Raw genomic sequence first — 19224 nt, forward strand, 5'->3', positions numbered from 1 at the left:
TACCCCAAATCCTACTTTGCATGGGGTTGTTTTTCGGTATTTGTGCGCGTGCCTAGAGCCGGTTCCGTTTTGGCTCAATCCGGCTCGCCTCGCGCTCGATGCGGGCGGCCACCAGCGGCGCTTCGTCGGCGGCGATGGGCTGGGAAAACACGAAACCCTGCACCAGGTCGCAGTCGAGCCCGCCGAGCACGTCGACTTCGGCCGGCAGCTCGGCGCCCTCCGCCACGACAGTCATGCCGAGCCCATGCGACAGCGCGATGATGCCGCCGAGCAGCTTGCGCTTCTCCGGCGCGGTGGAGATGCCATCCACGAAGGCGCGGTCCACCTTCAGCCGGTCGAACGGCAGGCGCGTCAGATAGCCGAGCGACGAATAGCCCGAGCCAAAATCGTCCAGCGCCAGCCGGGCGCCGAGAGCGGAGAGGGCGGTCAGGGTGCGATTGATCCGCTGCTCGGTATGATCGACGAACAGGCTTTCGGTCAGCTCCAGGCAGAGCAGCTCCGGCGGGAAGCCGGTCTCCGCCAGCACGGCCGAGACCGCCGCCTCGAAATCCACGCTCCAGATCTGCGCCGGCGAGACGTTCACCGACACCGAGCGCCGCGGCAATCCGGCATCGAGCCAGGCGCGGCCCTGCCGGCAGGCCTCGCGCAGCACCCACAGGCCGAGATCGACGATGAGCCCGGAGCTTTCGGCGATCGGGATGAACTCCGCCGGCGAGATCGGCCCGCGCTCGGGATGGGTCCAGCGCAGCAGCGCCTCGAAGCCGGCGACGCGGCCGCTCTTGAGGTCGACCTGCGGCTGGTAATGCGCCTCGAGCGCGCCGGTCTCCACCGCATGGCGCAGATGCCGGGCGAGATCGAGCCGTTGATCGACCGCCTGGGCATAGACCGGCTCGAACAGCTGCGCCCGGCCGCGCCCGGCCTCCTTGGCCATGTAGAGCGCGAGGTCGGCGTTGCGCACGGCGGTCTCCGCCGTCGCGCCATGCTCCGGCAGGCGGGCGATGCCGATGGTGGCGCCGACGAAGGCCTCGCCCTCGGTGAGATCGACGGGACCGGACAGCCTCGCGATCAGCCGATCGGCAAGCTCGGTCAGCGCGGCGTCGGACATGCCGGATCCCTCCGCCAGCACGGCGAATTCGTCGCCGCCGAGCCGGGCGATGAAGGCGCGCGGTCCGAGCTCCTGGCGCAGCGCAGCCGCGACGCGGATCAGCAATTCGTCGCCGGCGGCATGGCCGAGGGAATCGTTGACCTCCTTGAAGCGATCGAGATCGATAAGTAGCAGTGCGCTGCTCCTTCCATCGCGGGCGCAGCCTTCGATCAGGGCTGCGAGCTGACGCTTGAACAGCGCGCGATTGGCAAGGCCGGTCAGGGGATCGCTGTAGGCGAGCTGCTCGAGCTGGCGCTCGGCCTCCTTGCGCTCGGTGACGTCCTGCACGGTGCCGATGATGCCGATGACCTTGTCATGGGCGACCTCCGCCTTGCAGATCACCGCGAGATCGCGGGCCGTGCCGTCCGCGTGCAGGATGCGCAGATCGGTGGCCTCGGTCCTGCGGGTGCGCAGCACCCGTTTCTGCACCTCTCCGAGGCGGTCGGCGTCGTCGCCCAGGAAATAGGGCTTGATGTTCTTGTAGGTCGGCTCGAACGCGTTGGGGTCGAAACCGAGCAGCTGGAACAGCTCGGGCGCCCACACCGTGCGGCCGATGTCCAGCCGGTAGCTCCAGGTGCCGATCTTGCCGAGCTGATGGGCTTCCTCCAGCGCCCGCGTGCGCTGGTCGAGCAGCGCCTTCGCCGCCCTGAGCTGGGTGATGTCGCTGGAGGTGCCGCGATAGCCGAGAAAGCTGCCATCGTCGGCGAAGATCGGCTTGCCGCTGGTGCAGATGCTGATGCGCGAGCCGTCCTGGCCGATCAGCGTATAGATGAAGTCGCGGAACGAGCGATGCGCCTCCATGTCGGCCCGGTGCCGCGCCATCGCCTCGGCGTCCTCGGGCGCATACGCCAATTCCCAGCGCGCCTTTCCGCCGGCGGCAACGGTCTGGAACGCGGCATTGCCGGCGAGCGACTTGGGATAGGGCAATAGCCGATGCGCGGCGTCGCTCTCCCAGCACCAGTCCGAGGCGGTGCTGACGAAATCGGCCAGCCGTTGCTCGCTCTCCGCGAGGCGCCGCAGCGCCGAGGTCTCCTCGGTGACGTCGCGGACGATGCCGGACACGCGCCGGACCTGACCGTTCGCGTCGAATTCCGGCTCGCCATGCTCGACGCAGTCGAGCACGCGACCATCGGAGCGGCGCAGCCGCGTCTGTACCGCGAAGGGCTTTCCCTCCGCCCAGCAGGCCGCGTAATGCGCCTCCAGCAGCTTGCGGCTTTCCGGCAAATAGCGCTCGCGCACCGTGGCGATGGGGATGAAGCCGTCGACCGTTTCGAATTCGTAGTAGGCGGCAAGCTCGGGAGATATCCAGAGGTCGCTCGCAGCGGCGCCCTGCGACTCCCAGTAGCCCATCCGGGCCAGCCTGATGGCACAGCGTAGCGAGCGTTCCTCATGCCACCGGCGACGCGCTAGCCCCATGGGGGCCTGTCCTTGCGACACTTTGCCAGCGGTCATCGGTCCCCAAACCAAATCGCCAACGCACAATCACGCAGCTCACCGCCAGTCTATAGCGCGACAACCTTACCTTGGAGCGAAGGCGACAACAATCTGGGGTTCGTCCGCAGACTTGGTATAGTTTTCGTGAATCCTGCGACCGACAACCAGCGCCGGCCCATGCATCCCGGCATCGTCTGCAAGTCGATCGCAGGCACGCTGCGCGGCGAGTTCGGCGCGCGGCGCGGGCGATCAAATTTTACCGGCAGACCGTCCAGCCAGGGCCGCTCCGTCCGATCCCGCTTTAGTGATTGCGGCGGGCTTCGCAAGTGCCGAAATGCCCCGAGAAAGCCGTTTGCGCTTCGCCGACAACCACGCCAATATGTTGGAACAAGAAGACTGCAACCGGAGACACTATGGCAGCCCCCATCAAATTCGGCGTCGGACAAAGCGTGCGGCGCAAGGAGGATGACGCTCTGATTCGCGGCAAGGGCCGCTATACCGACGACGTTGCTCCGTCTCCCGCGCTGCACGCGCTGGTGCTGCGCTCGCCGCATGCGCACGCGACCTACACCATCGACACCGGCAAGGCCCGCGCCATGCCGGGGGTGGCGCTGATCCTGACCGCTGAAGATGTCGCCGAGCTCGGCGGTCTGCCGTGCCTGTTCAACCTCGAGACCGATCCGTTCACCGCGCCGCCTTATCCGATCCTCGCCAAGGACGAGGTGCGCCATGTCGGCGATGCCATCGCCTTCGTGGTCGCTGACACCGTCGATCATGCCCGCGACGCGATCGAGGCGATCGACGTCAAATGGACGCCGCTGCCGGCGGTGGCGGGCCTTGCCAATGCCGTGAAGAAGGGCGCGCCGCAGGTTTGGCCGGACAAGCCCGGCAACGTGCTGTTCGACGTCTCGATCGGCGACAAGGGCGCCGCCGATGCCGCCTTCGCCAAGGCGCATGCGGTGGCCGAGATCACCATCGTCAACCCGCGCGTCATCACCAACTTCATGGAGACGCGCGCGGCGGTCGCCGAATACGACGCCAAGCACGATCACCTGACGCTGACGATCGGCAGCCAGGGCAGCCACCGCCTGCGCGAGATCCTCTGCGACATGGTCCTGAAGATGCCGAAGGAGAAGATGCGGGTGATCTGTCCCGACGTCGGCGGCGGCTTCGGCACCAAGCTGTTTCCGTACCGGGAGTATGCGCTGATCTCGGTCGCGGCGCGCAAGCTGAAGAAGTCCATCAAGTGGACCGCCGAGCGCTCCGACCATTTCATGGGCGACGCGCAGGGCCGCGACAACGTCACCACGGCGAAGATGGCGCTGGCCGAGGACGGCAAATTCCTCGGCATGGACGTCGACCTGATGGGCGACATGGGCGCCTATCTCTCGACCTTCGCGCCCTATATCCCGCATGGCGGCGCCGGCATGCTGCCGGGCCTCTACGACATCCAGGCCTTCCACTGCCGCGTCCGCACCATCTTCACCAACACGGTGCCGGTCGACGCCTATCGCGGCGCCGGCCGTCCGGAAGCGGCTTACGTGATCGAGCGCCTGGTCGACGCCGCCGCGCGCAAGCTCGGCATGACGCCGGATGCGATCCGGCGGAAGAATTTCATTCCGCCGAAATCGCTGCCCTACACGACCGCGACCGGCAAGGTCTACGACTCCGGCGACTTCGTCGCGCATATGAAGCGCGCGATGGAGATCGCCAACTGGAAGGAGTTTCCGAAACGCGCCAAGGCCGCGAAGAAGGAAGGCTTGGTGCGGGGCATCGGCATGGCGAGCTATGTCGAGGTCTGCGGCACCATGGGCGAGGAGACCGCCAATGTGGCGCTCGATCCCAACGGCGACATCTCGATCCTGATCGGCACGCAGTCGAGCGGGCAGGGCCACCAGACCGCCTATACGCAGATCGTCGCCGAGCAGTTCGGCGTGCCGCCGGAGCGCGTTCATGTGCTGCAGGGCGACACCGACAAGATCGCGACCGGTCTCGGCACCGGCGGCTCGGCGTCCATTCCATCGGGCGGCGTCAGCGTGCAGCGCGCCACGCACGAGCTCGGCAATAAGCTGAAGGAGCTGGCGGCGCAGGCGCTGGAGGCCGGCGCCGGCGACCTCGAAATCGCCGACGGCCGCATCCGCATTGCCGGCACCGACCGCTCGATCAGCTTCGCCGATCTGGCAAAGCGCCCCGGCGGCGATTCCGCCAAGATGAATGCGAGCGCGACCTTTGCCAGCGCCGACGGCACCTATCCGAACGGCACCCATCTTGCCGAGGTCGAGATCGATCCCGCTACCGGCATCATCAAGATTGTCAACTACGTGATCGTCGACGATTTCGGCGTCACGCTCAATCCGCTGATGCTGGCGGGCCAGGTGCATGGCGGCGCGATGCAGGGCATCGGCCAGGCGCTGATGGAGCGCGCGGTGTACAGCCCGGCCGACGGCCAGCTCGTCACCGGCACGTTCATGGACTACGCGCTGCCGCGCGCCTCCGACGGGCCGTCCTTCGTGTTCGAGACCCACAACGTGCCCTGCACGACCAACCCGCTCGGCGTGAAGGGCGCGGGCGAGGCCGGCGCGATCGGCTCGTGCCCGGCGGTGGTCAATGCGATCATCGAGGGGCTGTATCGCGAGTACAAGATCGACCACATCGACATGCCCGCCACGCCCGAGCGGGTCTGGATCGCGATCCGCGAGGCCGAGCGCCGCCATACTCTGTAACGCGAATCCGCGCGGGAATAAAACGTCGCACGCGGGTTCCTATCGAGAAGCCGTGACGCCGGTGCGTGGGTCACGGCGTCGCTTCCAAACGCTTGCAGGACGGAGAATTCACTGATGAAACGGATTGTTGCTGTCGTGGGAGGTCTGCTGCTCGGCGCAGGTGCCGTGATGGCCGATCAGAAGATCGCTGTCGAGCAGGATAACCTGATGCGGGGCCAAGCGAAGAGCATGTACGATGTGATCGGCAAGATGGTGAAGGGCGATATTCCCTACGACCAGGCGGCGGTGGATGCTGCGATTGCCGACCTTGAAGCGAGCGTGCCGAAGATTCCGACGGTGTTCGCGACGAATCCCAAGGAAGATGTCAAAAACGCGACCTATGGATCGTCGCCGAAAATCTGGAAGAACAAGGCCGATTTCGACTCCAAGGTGCCCCCGGTGTCGAAGGCCATCGCGGACGTCAAGGGCAAGATCAAGGACCTTGATGGCCTCAAGGTTGCCTTCAAGTCAATCAACGACCGCTGCACGGACTGCCACGAGGTGTATCGCGTCAAGCTGAAGTGATTCCGTGGGGCGCGATACCTGTGGCAGCGGCGCGTAGGCGCAAGGAACGGGACGAGTTGAAGAGGGCGGATGCCGCGGCGTCCGCCCATTTTGTGTCGGCCGTTTCTTGTTGGTGTTCGTGAATGGCTACTTGGTGACTTGGCCGCGGATTTCGCCGCCCGGGTTGGCCGCGGTGTGAATGTTGACATAGTACTTGCCGGCAAGGAGATCGGCGGCCTGCGCGTCGGTCAGCGTCGCGCTGCCTTCGACCGGGCTGGACGTTGCGTTCGGGATCGCAACCGCGACGCCGGCATTCTTGCCGCTCTCGGCGGGGCCATGGAAATGCGCCGCGGTGGCGGGGCCGGAGAGGCCGGAATAGGTCACCTTCCAGCTCAGCTTCTTGCTGGCGGCGTCGTAGTCGATGTCGGCGGTGCCGGTCGCCGCGCTGCTGTTCGGCGGCACCTCGGACTTGCTGTCCAGCGCCACCTTGAACTTCTGGGCGAAGGCGGGACCGGCCAGCGCCAGCGCGGCGCCGAGCGTCAACGTGGCAAGCAAGGTCTTGTTCGACATGGTTCTCTCCCCTTTGACGTCACAGGACGGTTTCAGTCTTCAAACAGCGGCTTTGCGGAATTATTCCCAAAATCATCGTGAAGGCGCGAAATTTGATGCGAGCGCAGGCGACCGCTTGCCACCATACTGGGTTGATAGGCTTCGAACTCTAGATTCCTGTTTTAACGCGTTTTCTTCACGCGAACCGGTATCCACTTCGCGGGAAAACGCTCTAGCGACGGATCGGTGAATGCTGCGACGAATTGTTGTTCTGGCCATCCTGGCCTGCCTTGCCGGCTTTGGCGTGTTCTGGTGGGTGACCATCCCGGCGACCGTTGCAGCAAGCGCGCTGCCGGCTTACCAGCCTGATCTCGCGAACGGGCTCATAACGTTCAATGCAGGCGGATGTTCCTCCTGCCATGCCGTGCCGAAGCAGGATGACCGCTTGAAGCTTGGCGGCGGGCTTGCGATCGGCTCGCCGTTCGGCACCTTCTATGCGCCCAACATCTCGCCCGATCCGAACGACGGCATCGGCCGCTGGAGCGAGGCCGACTTCGTCACCGCGGTGATGAAAGGCACCTCGCCGGCGGGGACGCATTTCTTCCCGGCGTTTCCCTATACCTCCTATACGCACGCCAGGGTCAGCGACGTGCGCGACTTGTTTGCCTATCTGAAGACCCTTGCCCCGGTCGCCGGCCGTGTGCGCGACCACGACGTGCCGTTTCCGTTCAACATCCGCCGCAATATCGGCGTTTGGAAATTCCTGTTCATGGACGACAAGCCGTTCGTGGCCGATAGCGGCCGCTCGGCGCAATGGAATCGCGGCGCCTATCTTGCCAACAGCTTTGGCCATTGCGCCGAGTGTCACAGCCCGCGCAATTTCCTCGGCGGCATCATCAGCGCGCAGCGCTTCGCCGGTGGGCCGAATCCGGAGGGCGAGGGATGGGTGCCCAACATCACCCAGAAGGGGCTGTTGGACTGGAGCGCGAAGGATATTTCCTACTTCCTCGAGACCGGTCAGACGCCGGACGGCGACAGCGCCGGCGGCGCGATGGTGCGCGTGATCCGCAACACCTCGCAGCTCCCGGCAACCGATCGCGAGGCGATCGCCGAGTACATCAAGTCGCTGCCGCCGGTCGAAGGACCGCCGCGGCCGAAAAAGAAGGAGAAGGAATCCTAGGCGCGATGATGGGCTTGAAGTCATCGCGCAACGGCAGTGCTTCATCTCTCCCATAGGGAGAGGTGAAGAAGCAGCTAGCGCGCGCCGAACGCCTTGAAGGTGATGATCGTGAGCGTGTCCTGGATGCCCGGGATCACCTGCACCTTCTCGTTGATGAAGTGGCCGATGTCGGTGTTGTTGTCGACGTAGAACTTGACCAGGAGGTCGTAGTTGCCCGCGGTGGAATAGATCTCCGATGCGATCTCGGCCTCCGCCAGCGCGTTGGCGACGGTGTAGGACTGGCCGAGCTTGCACTTGATCTGGACGAAGAAGGGAACCATCGCTTTGTCTCCGGGAAATTGCCGACAATAGGCCAAAAACCGGCCGCCGTGGCAAGGCCGGTTCAGGCCCCAAGTCACGGCCAAGTCACGCCCAAGTCGCGGCAAAACCACGCGAACTTGCCGCCAATCGGCCGGCGCGCTAGGACAGGGCATGGTCCCGTTCCGATCAACCCCTTGTGTCCTCCGATGACGCCCGTCGCGCTCACCATTGCCGGCTCGGATTCCTCCGGCGGCGCCGGCATCCAGGCCGACCTGAAGAGCTTTGCCGCGCTCGGCGTCTACGGCGCCTCCGTCATCACCGCGCTGACCGCGCAGAACACCACGGGCGTCAGCGGCATTCATGCGGTGCCAGCCGCATTCGTCACCGCGCAGATGGATGCGGTGTTCTCCGACCTTGCCGTCGGCGCGGTCAAGATCGGCATGGTGGCGCAGGTCGAGACCATCGCGGCGATCGCCGACGGGCTGACGCGCTGGGCGCCGCGGCACGTTGTATTGGACCCGGTGATGGTTGCGACCTCGGGCGACCGGCTGCTCGCGGCCGAGGCCGTCGATGCGCTGAAGACCAGGCTATTTCCGCTGGCATCGCTGATCACGCCGAACCTGCCCGAGGCGGCGGCGCTGCTGAACGAGCCGATCGCCGAGAGCGAGGCCGATGCCGAGCGTCAGGCGAAGCGTCTGCTGGCGACGACGGGATGTCGCGCGGTGCTGGTCAAGGGCGGTCATGGCCATGGCGCCGAGAGCGTCGACTATCTGATCGACGGCGAACGCAGCATCGCGCTGGCAGCGCCGCGGATCGCGACATCCAACACGCACGGCACCGGCTGCTCGCTGTCCTCGGCGATCGCGGCCGGCCTCGCCAGGGGCGAGGACATGGAGACCGCCGTGCGCAACGCCAAGGCCTGGATCACGCAGGCGATCACTGAGGCCGATCGCTTCGCCGTCGGCCACGGCCACTCGCCCGTGCATCATTTCCACAAATATTACTGAGGCCACCGTAGCCCGGATGAAGCGCAGCGAAATCCGGGGGCCGCTGCAGCCGCGGATGCAGACCCCGGATTACGCTTCGCTGCATCCGGGCTACGCAGCTGCACATTCCGTCATTGCGAGCGAAGCGAAGCAATCCATGTCACCGCGTATGCGGAGCAATGGATTGCTTCGTCGCTGCCGCTCCTCGCAATGACGAGGGGCTCAGACCTTGTTCCACCGCGATACACCGGCAACACATCGCCATGTTCCGCACAGCTCGCGCCGCTCGTGTCGCCAGATTGTCGCATGGCGCTGTTATCCGCAGGGAAGGGGCGTGCAACTGATTCTCGTTAATTGATTGTGAGGCCTCGGGTCGCGGGGATCGTCATCGCCTTGTCACAGGAATCTGTTAGGTGCACCGGCATGGGAAGTGACTCCTTGAGTGAAGAAAGCCCGGAGCGGCGCTTTCGCACTTTGTTTATCTCCGATGTCCATCTCGGAGCCCGCGGTTCGCAAGCCGACCGTCTGCTGGACTTCCTCCGCTCTCACGATGCCGACACGATCTACCTCGTTGGTGATATCGTCGACGGCTGGGCGCTGAAGTCGAACTGGTACTGGCCGCAGACCCACAACGATTTCGTGCAGAAGATGCTGCGCAAGGCGCGCAAGGGTGCCAAGGTGATCTACGTCCCAGGCAACCACGACGAGTTCCTGCGGAAATATTACGGCACGCATTTCGGCGGCATCGACGTGGTGGAGAACACCGTCCACGCCGGCGCCGACGGCAAGCGCTATCTCGTGATCCACGGCGACATCTTCGATCTCGTGGTACAGAACGCGCGCTGGCTCGCCCATCTCGGCGACAAGGCCTACGACTTCGCGATCCAGATGAATCGCTTCGTCAACTTCTTCCGCAAGATGTTCGGCGTGCCGTACTGGTCGCTGTCGCAATGGGCCAAGCTGAAGGTCAAGAAGGCGGTGAACTACATCGGCGCGTTCGAGGCGACGCTGGCCGGCGAGGCGCGCCGCCACGGCTGCGACGGCGTGATCTGCGGCCACATCCACTACGCGACGATTCATGACGAGCACGGCATCCGCTACATGAACTGCGGCGACTGGGTGGAGAGCTGCACCGCGCTCGCCGAGCACGAAGACGGCCGCTTCGAGATCATCACCTGGACCGACCCGGTGCGCAGTGCGGCGCCGGTTCCGCGGGTCACGGCACGCGCTGCATGACGCAAATCCTGGTCGCGACCGATGCGTGGCATCCCCAGGTCAACGGGGTTGTCCGCACGCTGACCATGATGGCGCAGGCGGCGAAATCGCTCGGCGTCGAGGTGAGTTTCCTGACGCCGGATTCGTTCCGCACCTTTGCGATGCCGAGCTACCGCGATCTTAGGCTGGCGCTGCCGTACCAGGCCAAGGTCACCAGCCTGATCGAAGCCGCAAAGCCCGACAGCATCCATATCGCGACCGAAGGCCCGATCGGGCTCGCGGTCCGCCGCTATTGCCGCAAGCGCGGCCTGCCGTTCACGACAAGCTTTCACACCCGCTTTCCCGAATATGTTTCGGCGCGGACGCCGATCCCGGAGGCCTGGGTGTGGCGCGCGCTGCGCTGGTTCCACAGGCCGAGCCAGGCGGTGATGGCGGCGACGCCGGCGCTGGCCAGCGAGCTGCGCCAGCGCGGCTTCCGCAACGTGGTGCTGTGGTCGCGCGGCGTCGATACCGCGCTGTTCCATCCGCGCGATGTCGACCTCTGCCTGCCGCAGCCGGTCTATCTCAGCGTCGGCCGCGTCGCGGTCGAGAAAAATCTCGAGGCGTTTCTCGAGCTCGATCTGCCCGGCACCAAGGTCGTGGTCGGCGACGGCCCGGCGCGCGCAGCGCTGGAGCGGAAATATCGTGAGACCGTGTTCCTCGGCGCCCGCCACGGCGAGGAGCTGGCCGAAATTTATGCGGCCGCCGACGTATTCGTATTCCCGAGCCGCACCGACACTTTCGGTCTGGTGCTGCTCGAGGCGCTGGCCAGCGGTCTGCCGGTTGCCGCTTTTCCGGTCACCGGCCCGCGCGACGTGATCGGCGCCGCGCCGGTCGGCGTGCTCGACGACGATCTGCGCCATGCCTGCCTGGAGGCGCTGAGCATTCCGCGGCAGGCCTGTGTCGACTTCGCCGCGCTCCACACCTGGCAGGCCTCGGCCCGGGTCTTCATCGACCGCGCCATGAACGTCCGGCCGGTGTTGCCGGATGACAAGGACAGGGCGGCCGAATTTGTTGGCGAAAACCGTCATTTCGCGGCCCTGCCGGCCAGCCAGCCGACCTCGCGCTAGCCTCACGCTAAAGCGTCTTGCCCGGCCGCCGTCGGCCGCGATAGAAATTGCGGATGACGGACAACGCCCAAATTCCACCCGTCGCTGCCGCGGACATCGATGCCGCCGCAAGGGTGGTCGCGCCGTTCGCGGTGCGCACGCCGCTGCTGACATTCCCCGTTCTCAACGAGCGGGTCGGCACCAAGGTCTTCCTGAAACCCGAGATGCTGCAGCGGACCGGATCGTTCAAGTTCCGCGGCGCCTTCAACAAGCTCGCCTCGATCCCGCAAGCGCAGCGGAGCGGCGGCGTGGTCGCGTTCTCCTCGGGCAACCATGCCCAGGGCGTCGCGGCCGCGGCAAAAATCCTCAACATGCAGGCGACCATCGTGATGCCTGCGGACTCGCCGCTGACAAAACGCGAGCGCACCAAATCCTATGGCGCCGAGGTCGTGCTCTACGACCGCGACCGCGACGACCGCGAGGCGATCGCCAACGGCATCGCCGGCAAGCGCGGCGCGACCCTGGTGCGGCCCTATGACGATCCCTTCGTGATCGCAGGGCAGGGCACTGCCGGCCGCGAGATCGCCGAGGACATGGCGGCGCTCGGGCTGACCCCAGACATCGTGGTGGCGCCGGCCTCCGGCGGCGGCTTGATCGCGGGTGTCGCCACCGCGGTGAAGGCGAAATTCCCGCAGTCCCAGGTGATCGTCGCCGAGCCCGCGGGCTATGACGATCACGCGCTGTCGCTCAAGGCCGGGCACCGCGAAGCGCATCCGGTCGCGGCGCGGACCATCTGCGATGCGCTGATGGCGATGATGCCGGGCGAGCTCACCTTCGCCATCAACAGCAAGCTCTTGGCCAATGGCGTCGCCGCATCCGACGAGGAGGTCGGTGCCGCCGTAGCCTTCGCCTATCGCGAGTTGAAGCTGGTGGTCGAGCCCGGCGGCGCGATCGGGCTCGCCGCGCTGCTGGCGGGACGGATCGACGTCAAGGACAAGAACGTCGTCATCGTGCTCTCGGGCGGCAATGTCGACGCCGAGCTGTTTGCCAGGCTGGTGGCCTGAGGCGATCGCATATTCAACTCGTCATGCGCGGGCTCGACCCGCGCATCCATCATGAGAAAAGCGCTTCACGTTTGATGGATTGCCGGGTCGAGCCTGGCAATGACGAGCGCTGACGTTTACGAGAAGAACGCGATCTTCTCGGTCTGGCTCATGCGGCGGATCGGCGCCAGCGGATCGTTGGCCGCAGGGCTCGGCCGCTTCACCAGGCCGTTCGCGATGATGGTCGAGCCGAGCGAGATTTCTGCGGGCTCGGGCGCAGCTTCGACGACGGCGTGCGGATGCGGCGGAGGCACCGGCGCTTGCACGGTCCGCGCGGCGGCAACTGGCGGCGGCGCGACCACCGGCTCAGTGACCCGCACAGGCTCAGGCTCCGGCGCCGCCATCTCAGGTTCGGCCGCCATCGCCTCGGCCTCAGCGGCGCGCATCTCCTCGGCGATCAACTCTTCGTCGATCGGATCGGCGGCGCCCATCTCCATGGCGATGATGTCGAGCACGGCCTCGTCATGCGCGTCCGCGGCCGCTTCGTCGGCGGCGCGGGCGAGCTCGGCCGCCTCGGCCTCTTCCAGCGCGGCCTCAGCCTGGGCCAATGCGGCTTCATTCAGCTGTTGCGTTGCGGGTGCGGCGGCCTCGGCTTGCGGCGCTACGGCAGCCGGCTCAGCGGGTGGCGGCTCGGCAGTCGCTGCGGCAACAGGCGCGGCACTTTCGGCCACCGGCTCCGACGCGGCGGCTGCTACGGGCGGTTCCACGACCGGTGCCTCGGCCACTGGCGCGGCCGGCTTATTCGAATCGAACTCGCCGAGCCGGCGCGCCAGCGCGGCGAAGGCAGCGTCCAGCACGGCCTTGGCGTCGTCCATCGAGAGCTGCGCGGCGCCGGCCTCGATGGCGCTGGCCTGCGAATCGATGATGTCGCAGATCCGGCCGTCATTGCCGATCTCGCGCAGCCGCCAGGAGATTTCCCGGATCACCCGCACGCCCTTGCGCACCGGCGCAAGCGTCTGCTCGAGGCTGAGACCGTCGAGCGCCGCGATGGCCGAGGCCTGGGTCGCCTCGACCGCGCCGCGCAGGGCCGCCAGCACCTGTTCCAGCTGCTCGTCGCGAATCGCCTGGACGGTCGCCTGCCGCTGCGCGCTGAGGCTTTCCTCGATCCGCGCCACTGCGTCGAGCACCTTGCTGGTATCGGCATTGCGGTTGCGCTTGGCATACTCGCCGAGGAACCAGCGGCCGCGCGAGGTCTCCATGAAGGCCTCGCTGATCGCGGCATAGTCCTCCTCGCTCGGCAGGGCCGCGCGGGCGGAAATCGGCGACAGGGCGAATGCTTCTTCGGCCATCACAATCTCTCCGCGCAAATCACTGCGCGTTACGCTAACGATCACCACGATATCGCGCGAATCGCAATTGAATTGATGTCTTCCGAATCACAAATCCCCATTGCAGCAAAGCTTGCATCGCGGCGATTCGCGGCCCGGCTCGCCGCATTCTATGCCACGCTGTTCGGCATGACCGGGGTTCACCTGCCGTTTTTCACGGTGTGGCTGAAGGCGATCGGGATCGACGCCACCTGGATCGGCATCATCACGGCGGTGCCGCCGGTGACGCGCTTCACCGTGCTGCCGCTGGTCACCGCCGGCGCCGAGCGGCGCCAGATGCTGCGCGGCGCGATCATCGCCACGAGCTTTGCCACCGCGTTCGGATTTTGCCTGATCGGCACCCAGCACCAGCCGCTTCTGGTGCTCGTGTTTTATGCGCTGACCTGCTGCGTCTGGACGCCGATGGTGCCGCTGACCGATGCCTATGCGCTGCGCGGCGTGCGGCAATACGGCCTCAACTACGGACCGCTGCGGCTGTGGGGGTCGGCGGCGTTTGCGGTCTGTGCGCTCGCGAGCGGGGCGTTGCTCGGCTATGTCGCCGCCGTCCATCTGATCTGGATCATCACCTTCATGACCGTCGTCGGCGCGCTGGTCGCCCTGACGCTGCGGCCGCTGGAACGTCCGCCAGCGGCCTCGGCCGCTGCAGCCGGCGCGCGAAAACTGCTGCGCGATCGCGGGTTTCTCGCCATCATCTTCGCGGCGGCGCTGATCCAGAGCAGCCACTCGGCCTACTACATCTTCGCATCGATCGCCTGGCAGCAGGCCGGATTCAGCGGGCTGACGATTGCGGGCCTGTGGGTGCTCGGCGTCATCGCCGAGATCGTGCTGTTCGCGCTGTCGCCGCACTTCACGCTGCGGCCGCAGACGCTGGTGGTGATCGCGGCGGTCAGCGCTGCGGCGCGCTGGGCGATCACCGCGCAGGATCCGCCGCTGCCGATCCTCGCCGTGGTTCAGCTCGCGCACGCGCTGTCGTTCGGGCTGACCCAGGTCGGCATCATGGGGCTGATGGTGCATCACGTGCCGAGCCACATCATGGCGCGCGGGCAGGGCTACCTGACGGCCTGCGGCGGCATCGTCGCCAGTACGACGTCTATACTCTGCGGCATGGTCTATGCGCGCTACGGGCTCGGGGCGTACTACATGATGGCGGCGATGGCGGGTACGGGCGGGCTCGTGATGTGGCTGTCGCGGCGCCGCTTCATAGCGTTTTCAAGCGAAGCGGGTACCGGTTCGCGTTAAGAAAACGCGTCAAGGAAAGAGGCATCACCCCCAGAGCGCGGCGTCGGGCGGATAGACCAGGCTGCCCTGGTAGCGCAGGCCGTGGTCGCGGTCGCGCGCCAGCAGCAGCGGGCCGTCGAGATCGACGAAGCGCGCGGCCGGCGCGATCAGCATCGCCGGCGCCATCGCCAGCGAGGTCGCGACCATGCAGCCGATCATGATCTCGAAGCCGAGCGCGCCGGCGGCGTCCGCCATGGCCAGCGCCTCGGTGAGGCCGCCGGTCTTGTCGAGCTTGATGTTGACCGCGTCATAGCGGCCGCGCAGCGCCGCGAGCGAGGCGCGGTCGTGCACGCTCTCGTCGGCGCAGACCATCACCGGTCGTTCGATCCGCTCCAGCGCCGCGTCGTTGCCCGCTGGCAGCGGCTGCTCGATCAGCGTGACGCCGGCCTCGGCGCAGGCCGCGAGGTTGGCCGCAAGATTGGCCTCGGTCCAGGCCTCATTGGCATCGACGATCAGCTCGGAGGCCGGCGCCGCCTTGCGCACCGCCTTGATGCGCGCGCCATCGCCGTCGCCGCCGAGCTTGACCTTGAGCAGCTGCCGGTGCGCGGCCTTCGCGGTGGCCTCGGCCATCGCCTCGGGCGTTCCGAGCGAGATCGTGTAGGCGGTGGTGCAGGGCGTCGGCGCCGGCCGCCCCAGCAGGTTCCAGATGCGTGTCCCGGCCAGTTTGGCCTCGAGGTCGGCCAGCGCGCAGTCGAGCGCGTTGCGGGCCGCGCCGGCGGGCATGGCGGCCTGCAGCGCGATCCGGTCCATGCCGGCGGCCAGCGCCGCCTGCATGGCCTGGATCGCCGCCAGCGTCGCCTCCGGCGTCTCGCCGTAGCGCGGGTAGGGCACGCATTCGCCGCGGCCGGTCGCGCCGCCGCAGCTCGCCTCGGCCACCACGACGACGGCCTCGGTCTTGGCGCCGCGGCTGATCGTGAAGCTGCCCGCGATCGGCCAGCGCTCGATCCGCGCGCTCAGGGAAATACTCCGGGATGGGCTGGAAGTCATTTTAAAGTCTACTATTTCCTGAACCGTAGCTTGCGAGGCGCAACCAACTATGGCTGGTTAGTGACAGATTCGACAAGCCGGTCCGGCGGCACCGGGTACCGGTTCGAACCCGCCAACCGGCTGAGGGGTAGGCAAAATTGAGCGGCGACCCGACACTGGAGCGGATAGCCCAAGGCGAAGGACTGGCATTGTGCGCGGCGGGCAACTGGACCGCCCGCTTTGCCCCCGCGCTTGAGCGCATCGTATCCGATGCGGAGAAGCTGCGCGGCAGCCGCCCGCATATCTTCATCGATGTCTCGCAGGTTGCAAGCCTCGATACCTTCGGCGCCTGGCTGATCGAGCGGCTGCGCCGCAGCCTCAGCGACGCCTCGGCGGAGGCAAAGATCGCCGGCCTCTCCGCCAACTATTCCAGCCTGGTGGATGAGGTCAGCCGCGTCGGCGCGGCGCCGAGGGCGGCCACCGAGGCGCTGTCGATCTCGGGCATGTTCGAGCAGATCGGCCGCACCGTGGTCGGGATCGGCGGCACCATCATCGGCCTGATCGACATGCTCGGCGCGGTGCTGGCCGCCGCCGCCAAGGTGCTGATCCGGCCGCGCAGCTTCCGCCTGACCTCGACGGTGCATCACCTCGAGCAGGTGTGCTGGCGCGCGGTGCCGATCGTGGTGCTGATCACCTTCCTGATCGGCTGCATCATCTCGCAGCAGGGCATCTTCCACTTCCGCAGGTTCGGCGCCGACATCTTCGTGGTCGACATGCTGGGCGTGCTGGTGCTGCGCGAGATCGGCGTGCTGCTGGTCGCGATCATGGTCGCGGGGCGCTCCGGCTCGGCCTACACCGCCGAGCTCGGCTCGATGAAGATGCGCGAGGAGATCGACGCGCTGCGCACCATGGGCTTCGACCCGATCGAGGTCCTGATCCTGCCGCGCATGCTCGCGCTGGTGCTGGCGCTGCCGATCCTCGCCTTCCTCGGCGCGATGGCCGCGCTCTATGGCGGCGGGCTGGTGGCCTGGCTCTACGGTGGCGTCGATCCGGAAGCCTTTCTGCTCCGCCTTCGTGACGCCATATCGATCGACCATTTCATCGTCGGCCTGGTCAAGGCGCCGGTGATGGCCGCGGTGATCGGCATCGTCGCCTGCGTCGAGGGGCTCGCGGTGCAGGGCTCGGCGGAATCGCTCGGCCAGCACACCACCGCCTCGGTGGTGAAGGGAATCTTCTTCGTGATCGTGATGGACGGCGTGTTCGCGATCTTCTTCGCCTCGATCGGGATGTGATCATGGCGGAGCAGGAGGTCGACGCCATCATCCGGGTCCGCGACATCACCGTGCAATTCGGCAAGACGCGCGTGCTCGACGGCCTCAACCTCGACGTCAAGCGCGGGGAGATCTTGGGCTTCGTCGGCCCATCCGGCGCCGGCAAGTCGGTGCTGACGCGCACCATCATCGGCCTGGTGCCGAAGGTCGCCGGCCGTATCGAGGTGTTCGGCGTCGACCTCGATGCCGCGAATTCCGCGCAGCGCCAGGCCGTGGAGCGGCGCTGGGGCATTTTGTTTCAGCAGGGCGCGCTGTTCTCCTCGCTGACGGTGCGGCAGAACATCCAGTTTCCGGTGCGCGAATATCTGCGCGTCTCGCAGCGGCTGCTCGACGAAATCACGGTGGCAAAGCTCGCGATGGTCGGGCTGAAGCCGGAGGTCGCCGACCGCTATCCGTCGGAATTGTCCGGCGGCATGATCAAGCGTGTCGCGCTGGCGCGCGCGCTGGCGCTCGATCCGGAACTGGTGTTCCTCGACGAGCCGACCTCGGGGCTCGATCCGATCGGCGCCGGCGAGTTCGACGAGCTGGTGCGCACGCTGCAGCGTACTTTGGGGCTGACCGTTTTCATGGTAACCCACGACCTCGACAGTCTTTACACCGCGTGCGACCGTATAGCCGTTTTAGGGAACGGTAAGATCATTGCTGCAGGATCGATCGCCGACATGAAGGCATCGCAGCATCCGTGGCTGCAGCAATATTTCAACGGCAAGCGCGCCCGCGCCGTTGTGGCATAGCGCATGATCCCCCATCGCGGAGGCCGGTTTTCGGACCAGATCATGTGCCAACAGGGAGTTCGACGGGCTTTCGCGCGGCTGAGCCGCGCGAGAGCCTGAGAAGCAATCGATGGAAACGCGGGCGAACTACGTCCTGATCGGGGCCTTCACGCTGGCGGTGATCGCGGCCGCGTTCGGCTTTGTGCTCTGGTTCCAGAGCCTGCACACCACCAAGCTGCGCAGCCCGTTGCGGGTGATCTTCGAGGGCCCGGCATCCGGCCTGCGCAACGGCGGCAATGTCAATTTTAACGGTATCCGGATAGGGGAAGTCATCTCGGTCAAGCTCGACAACCCGCGGCGCGTCGTCGCGCTGGCGATGATCGAGAACAATGCGCCGATCCGCAAGGACACCGTGGTCGGTCTCGAATTCCAGGGCCTGACCGGCGTCGCCGCGATCTCGCTGAAGGGCGGCGAGGAGGCGGCCCCGCCGGTGCCGCTCGACGAGGACGGCATCCCGGTGCTGACCGCCGACCCCAACGCCCTGCAGGACGTCACCGAGGCGATCCGCGCCACCCTGCAGAACGTCAACCGCATCGTCGCCGACAATCAGCAGTCGGTGAAGAACTCGCTGAAGAACCTCGAGACCTTCACCCAGGCTCTGGCGCGCAACTCCGAGAAGATCGACAACGTCATGCTCAAGGTCGACGGCGTGATGGGCAAGGCCGACAGCTTGATGCTCGGGCTCAACGCGATTGCCGGCGGCAACAATGGCGGCGAGCTCAATCTGATGGTGAAGTCGATCCGGGAGCTGGCCGAGGATCTCGACAAGCGCTCCACCGCGCTGATCACCGACGGCCGCAGGACGCTGTCCGACATCAGCCGCGCCGTGAACAATTTTGATCGCAACCCGAGCCGCGTGATCTTTGGCGGCAGCAACAATGCGGCACCGGAGCCCGCGCCGGCGCCGGCCCCTGCGCCCGGGCCGCGACGGCGGCAGTGAGCTGATGCTGCGAATGGCGAGTGGCGAATAGCGAATAGGGTTCGCTCTCGCCAAAGCCGTCATTGCGAACGCAGCGAAGCAATCCATCTCTCCACTCGCTGAAGCATGGATTGCTTCGTCGCTTTCGCTCCTCGCAATGATGGTGGCTAAAGCCGAGACGCAAACCCCGCCGCGCGATCCGGACGCACACAATCCAAACAAGAACGGAGGCCGTTCGGCCTCCGTTTTCCATTTCGCTATTCGAATAGCGAGTAGCCTTTCCTCTGCTGCCAGACCCGCGAAGCGACGAAGCAATCCATCGTTCCGCGTGCGCTGACAGATGGATTGCTTCGCTTCGCTCGCA

The 19224-nt window shown here is 66.3% G+C and carries 16 protein-coding genes; 11 read left to right on the top strand and 5 right to left on the bottom strand.

Annotated elements, in window-relative coordinates; translation table 11 throughout:
• Positions 1 to 52: 52 nt before the first annotated feature.
• A complete protein-coding gene (locus CI41S_RS33455; protein WP_139863305.1) occupies positions 53 to 2494 on the bottom strand; it encodes a bifunctional diguanylate cyclase/phosphodiesterase in 2442 nt (813 codons plus the stop codon).
• Positions 2495 to 2991: 497 nt separating this feature from the next.
• Here CI41S_RS33455 and CI41S_RS33460 point away from each other — a divergent pair, with 497 nt between their 5' ends.
• Both CI41S_RS33460 and CI41S_RS33465 read left to right on the top strand, forming a co-directional pair.
• On the top strand, positions 2992 to 5301 hold the full coding sequence (locus tag CI41S_RS33460) for a xanthine dehydrogenase family protein molybdopterin-binding subunit (protein ID WP_139863306.1): 2310 nt from the start codon (positions 2992 to 2994) through the stop codon (positions 5299 to 5301).
• A gap of 114 nt (positions 5302 to 5415) precedes the next feature.
• Positions 5416 to 5865, top strand: a complete 450-nt coding sequence (locus CI41S_RS33465; protein WP_139863307.1) for a c-type cytochrome — start codon at positions 5416 to 5418, stop codon at positions 5863 to 5865.
• 126 nt (positions 5866 to 5991) lie between these two features.
• Here CI41S_RS33465 and CI41S_RS33470 read toward each other — a convergent pair whose 3' ends face one another.
• Entirely contained in the window at positions 5992 to 6414 is a 423-nt protein-coding gene (locus tag CI41S_RS33470; RefSeq protein ID WP_139863308.1) for a CHRD domain-containing protein, read from the bottom strand.
• Between the two features lie 229 nt (positions 6415 to 6643).
• Between CI41S_RS33470 and CI41S_RS33475 the strand changes: the two genes are divergently transcribed.
• Positions 6644 to 7573: a c-type cytochrome gene (locus CI41S_RS33475; RefSeq protein WP_139863309.1), complete on the top strand. Its 930-nt coding sequence runs from the start codon at positions 6644 to 6646 to the stop codon at positions 7571 to 7573.
• A 74-nt stretch (positions 7574 to 7647) separates the two neighbouring features.
• Here the strand turns inward: CI41S_RS33475 and CI41S_RS33480 are convergent, their stop codons facing one another.
• Positions 7648 to 7893 (bottom strand): Lrp/AsnC ligand binding domain-containing protein, encoded by a 246-nt coding sequence (locus CI41S_RS33480; RefSeq protein ID WP_139863310.1) that lies wholly within the window; start codon positions 7891 to 7893, stop codon positions 7648 to 7650.
• 186 nt (positions 7894 to 8079) lie between these two features.
• Between CI41S_RS33480 and thiD the strand changes: the two genes are divergently transcribed.
• The 4 genes from thiD to CI41S_RS33500 all read left to right on the top strand — a co-directional run bounded on the left by thiD (position 8080) and on the right by CI41S_RS33500 (position 12226).
• Complete coding sequence (gene thiD / locus CI41S_RS33485) at positions 8080 to 8880, top strand: bifunctional hydroxymethylpyrimidine kinase/phosphomethylpyrimidine kinase (protein WP_139863311.1); 801 nt, start codon at positions 8080 to 8082, stop codon at positions 8878 to 8880.
• Positions 8881 to 9282: 402 nt separating this feature from the next.
• Positions 9283 to 10095, top strand: coding sequence for a UDP-2,3-diacylglucosamine diphosphatase (locus tag CI41S_RS33490; RefSeq protein WP_139863312.1), 813 nt, complete (start codon positions 9283 to 9285; stop codon positions 10093 to 10095).
• Entirely contained in the window at positions 10092 to 11183 is a 1092-nt protein-coding gene (locus CI41S_RS33495) for a glycosyltransferase family 4 protein (protein ID WP_139863313.1), read from the top strand. Before CI41S_RS33490 ends, CI41S_RS33495 begins: the two co-directional genes overlap by 4 nt.
• A 53-nt stretch (positions 11184 to 11236) precedes the next feature.
• Positions 11237 to 12226, top strand: a complete 990-nt coding sequence (locus CI41S_RS33500; protein ID WP_139485176.1) for a threonine/serine dehydratase family protein — start codon at positions 11237 to 11239, stop codon at positions 12224 to 12226.
• A 116-nt stretch (positions 12227 to 12342) separates the two neighbouring features.
• On the opposite strand, the gene CI41S_RS33505 is transcribed toward CI41S_RS33500, so the two are convergent.
• Positions 12343 to 13554 (bottom strand): hypothetical protein, encoded by a 1212-nt coding sequence (locus CI41S_RS33505; protein ID WP_139863314.1) that lies wholly within the window; start codon positions 13552 to 13554, stop codon positions 12343 to 12345.
• Between the two features lie 75 nt (positions 13555 to 13629).
• Between CI41S_RS33505 and CI41S_RS33510 the strand changes: the two genes are divergently transcribed.
• The gene (locus CI41S_RS33510; protein WP_139863315.1) at positions 13630 to 14832 is read left to right on the top strand and encodes an MFS transporter; all 1203 of its coding nucleotides are present in this window, start codon (positions 13630 to 13632) and stop codon (positions 14830 to 14832) included.
• A gap of 24 nt (positions 14833 to 14856) precedes the next feature.
• Here CI41S_RS33510 and dgcA read toward each other — a convergent pair whose 3' ends face one another.
• Positions 14857 to 15858, bottom strand: a complete 1002-nt coding sequence (dgcA, locus tag CI41S_RS33515) for an N-acetyl-D-Glu racemase DgcA (RefSeq protein ID WP_139863316.1) — start codon at positions 15856 to 15858, stop codon at positions 14857 to 14859.
• Between the two features lie 137 nt (positions 15859 to 15995).
• On the opposite strand from dgcA, the gene CI41S_RS33520 reads away from it, so the two are divergent.
• From CI41S_RS33520 to CI41S_RS33530, 3 genes are all read left to right on the top strand, one after another.
• Positions 15996 to 17129 carry an MlaE family ABC transporter permease gene (locus CI41S_RS33520; protein WP_139485180.1) on the top strand — a complete coding sequence of 378 codons (1134 nt, stop codon included), beginning with the start codon at positions 15996 to 15998 and terminating at the stop codon, positions 17127 to 17129.
• A 2-nt stretch (positions 17130 to 17131) separates the two neighbouring features.
• The gene (locus CI41S_RS33525) at positions 17132 to 17902 is read left to right on the top strand and encodes an ABC transporter ATP-binding protein (protein ID WP_139863317.1); all 771 of its coding nucleotides are present in this window, start codon (positions 17132 to 17134) and stop codon (positions 17900 to 17902) included.
• 109 nt (positions 17903 to 18011) lie between these two features.
• A complete protein-coding gene (locus CI41S_RS33530; RefSeq protein WP_139485182.1) occupies positions 18012 to 18881 on the top strand; it encodes an MlaD family protein in 870 nt (289 codons plus the stop codon).
• The last annotated feature ends 343 nt before the right edge of the window (positions 18882 to 19224 follow it).

The sequence above is a fragment of the Bradyrhizobium ivorense genome, from assembly GCF_900696085.1.
GTDB lineage: Bacteria > Pseudomonadota > Alphaproteobacteria > Rhizobiales > Xanthobacteraceae > Bradyrhizobium > Bradyrhizobium ivorense.

Excerpts from the sequence above, each read along its gene's own strand:
- thiD (WP_139863311.1), top strand. The coding sequence starts at position 8,080 with ATGACGCCCGTCGCGCTCACCATTGCCGGCTCGGATTCCTCCGGCGGC.
- CI41S_RS33530 (WP_139485182.1), top strand. The coding sequence starts at position 18,012 with ATGGAAACGCGGGCGAACTACGTCCTGATCGGGGCCTTCACGCTGGCG.
- CI41S_RS33460 (WP_139863306.1), top strand. The coding sequence starts at position 2,992 with ATGGCAGCCCCCATCAAATTCGGCGTCGGACAAAGCGTGCGGCGCAAG.
- CI41S_RS33465 (WP_139863307.1), top strand. The coding sequence starts at position 5,416 with ATGAAACGGATTGTTGCTGTCGTGGGAGGTCTGCTGCTCGGCGCAGGT.
- CI41S_RS33480 (WP_139863310.1), bottom strand. The coding sequence starts at position 7,893 with ATGGTTCCCTTCTTCGTCCAGATCAAGTGCAAGCTCGGCCAGTCCTAC.
- CI41S_RS33525 (WP_139863317.1), top strand. The coding sequence starts at position 17,132 with ATGGCGGAGCAGGAGGTCGACGCCATCATCCGGGTCCGCGACATCACC.
- CI41S_RS33510 (WP_139863315.1), top strand. The coding sequence starts at position 13,630 with ATGTCTTCCGAATCACAAATCCCCATTGCAGCAAAGCTTGCATCGCGG.
- CI41S_RS33455 (WP_139863305.1), bottom strand. The coding sequence starts at position 2,494 with ATGGGCTACTGGGAGTCGCAGGGCGCCGCTGCGAGCGACCTCTGGATA.
- CI41S_RS33470 (WP_139863308.1), bottom strand. The coding sequence starts at position 6,414 with ATGTCGAACAAGACCTTGCTTGCCACGTTGACGCTCGGCGCCGCGCTG.
- CI41S_RS33500 (WP_139485176.1), top strand. The coding sequence starts at position 11,237 with ATGACGGACAACGCCCAAATTCCACCCGTCGCTGCCGCGGACATCGAT.
- CI41S_RS33495 (WP_139863313.1), top strand. The coding sequence starts at position 10,092 with ATGACGCAAATCCTGGTCGCGACCGATGCGTGGCATCCCCAGGTCAAC.
- dgcA (WP_139863316.1), bottom strand. The coding sequence starts at position 15,858 with ATGACTTCCAGCCCATCCCGGAGTATTTCCCTGAGCGCGCGGATCGAG.
- CI41S_RS33505 (WP_139863314.1), bottom strand. The coding sequence starts at position 13,554 with ATGGCCGAAGAAGCATTCGCCCTGTCGCCGATTTCCGCCCGCGCGGCC.
- CI41S_RS33490 (WP_139863312.1), top strand. The coding sequence starts at position 9,283 with ATGGGAAGTGACTCCTTGAGTGAAGAAAGCCCGGAGCGGCGCTTTCGC.
- CI41S_RS33475 (WP_139863309.1), top strand. The coding sequence starts at position 6,644 with ATGCTGCGACGAATTGTTGTTCTGGCCATCCTGGCCTGCCTTGCCGGC.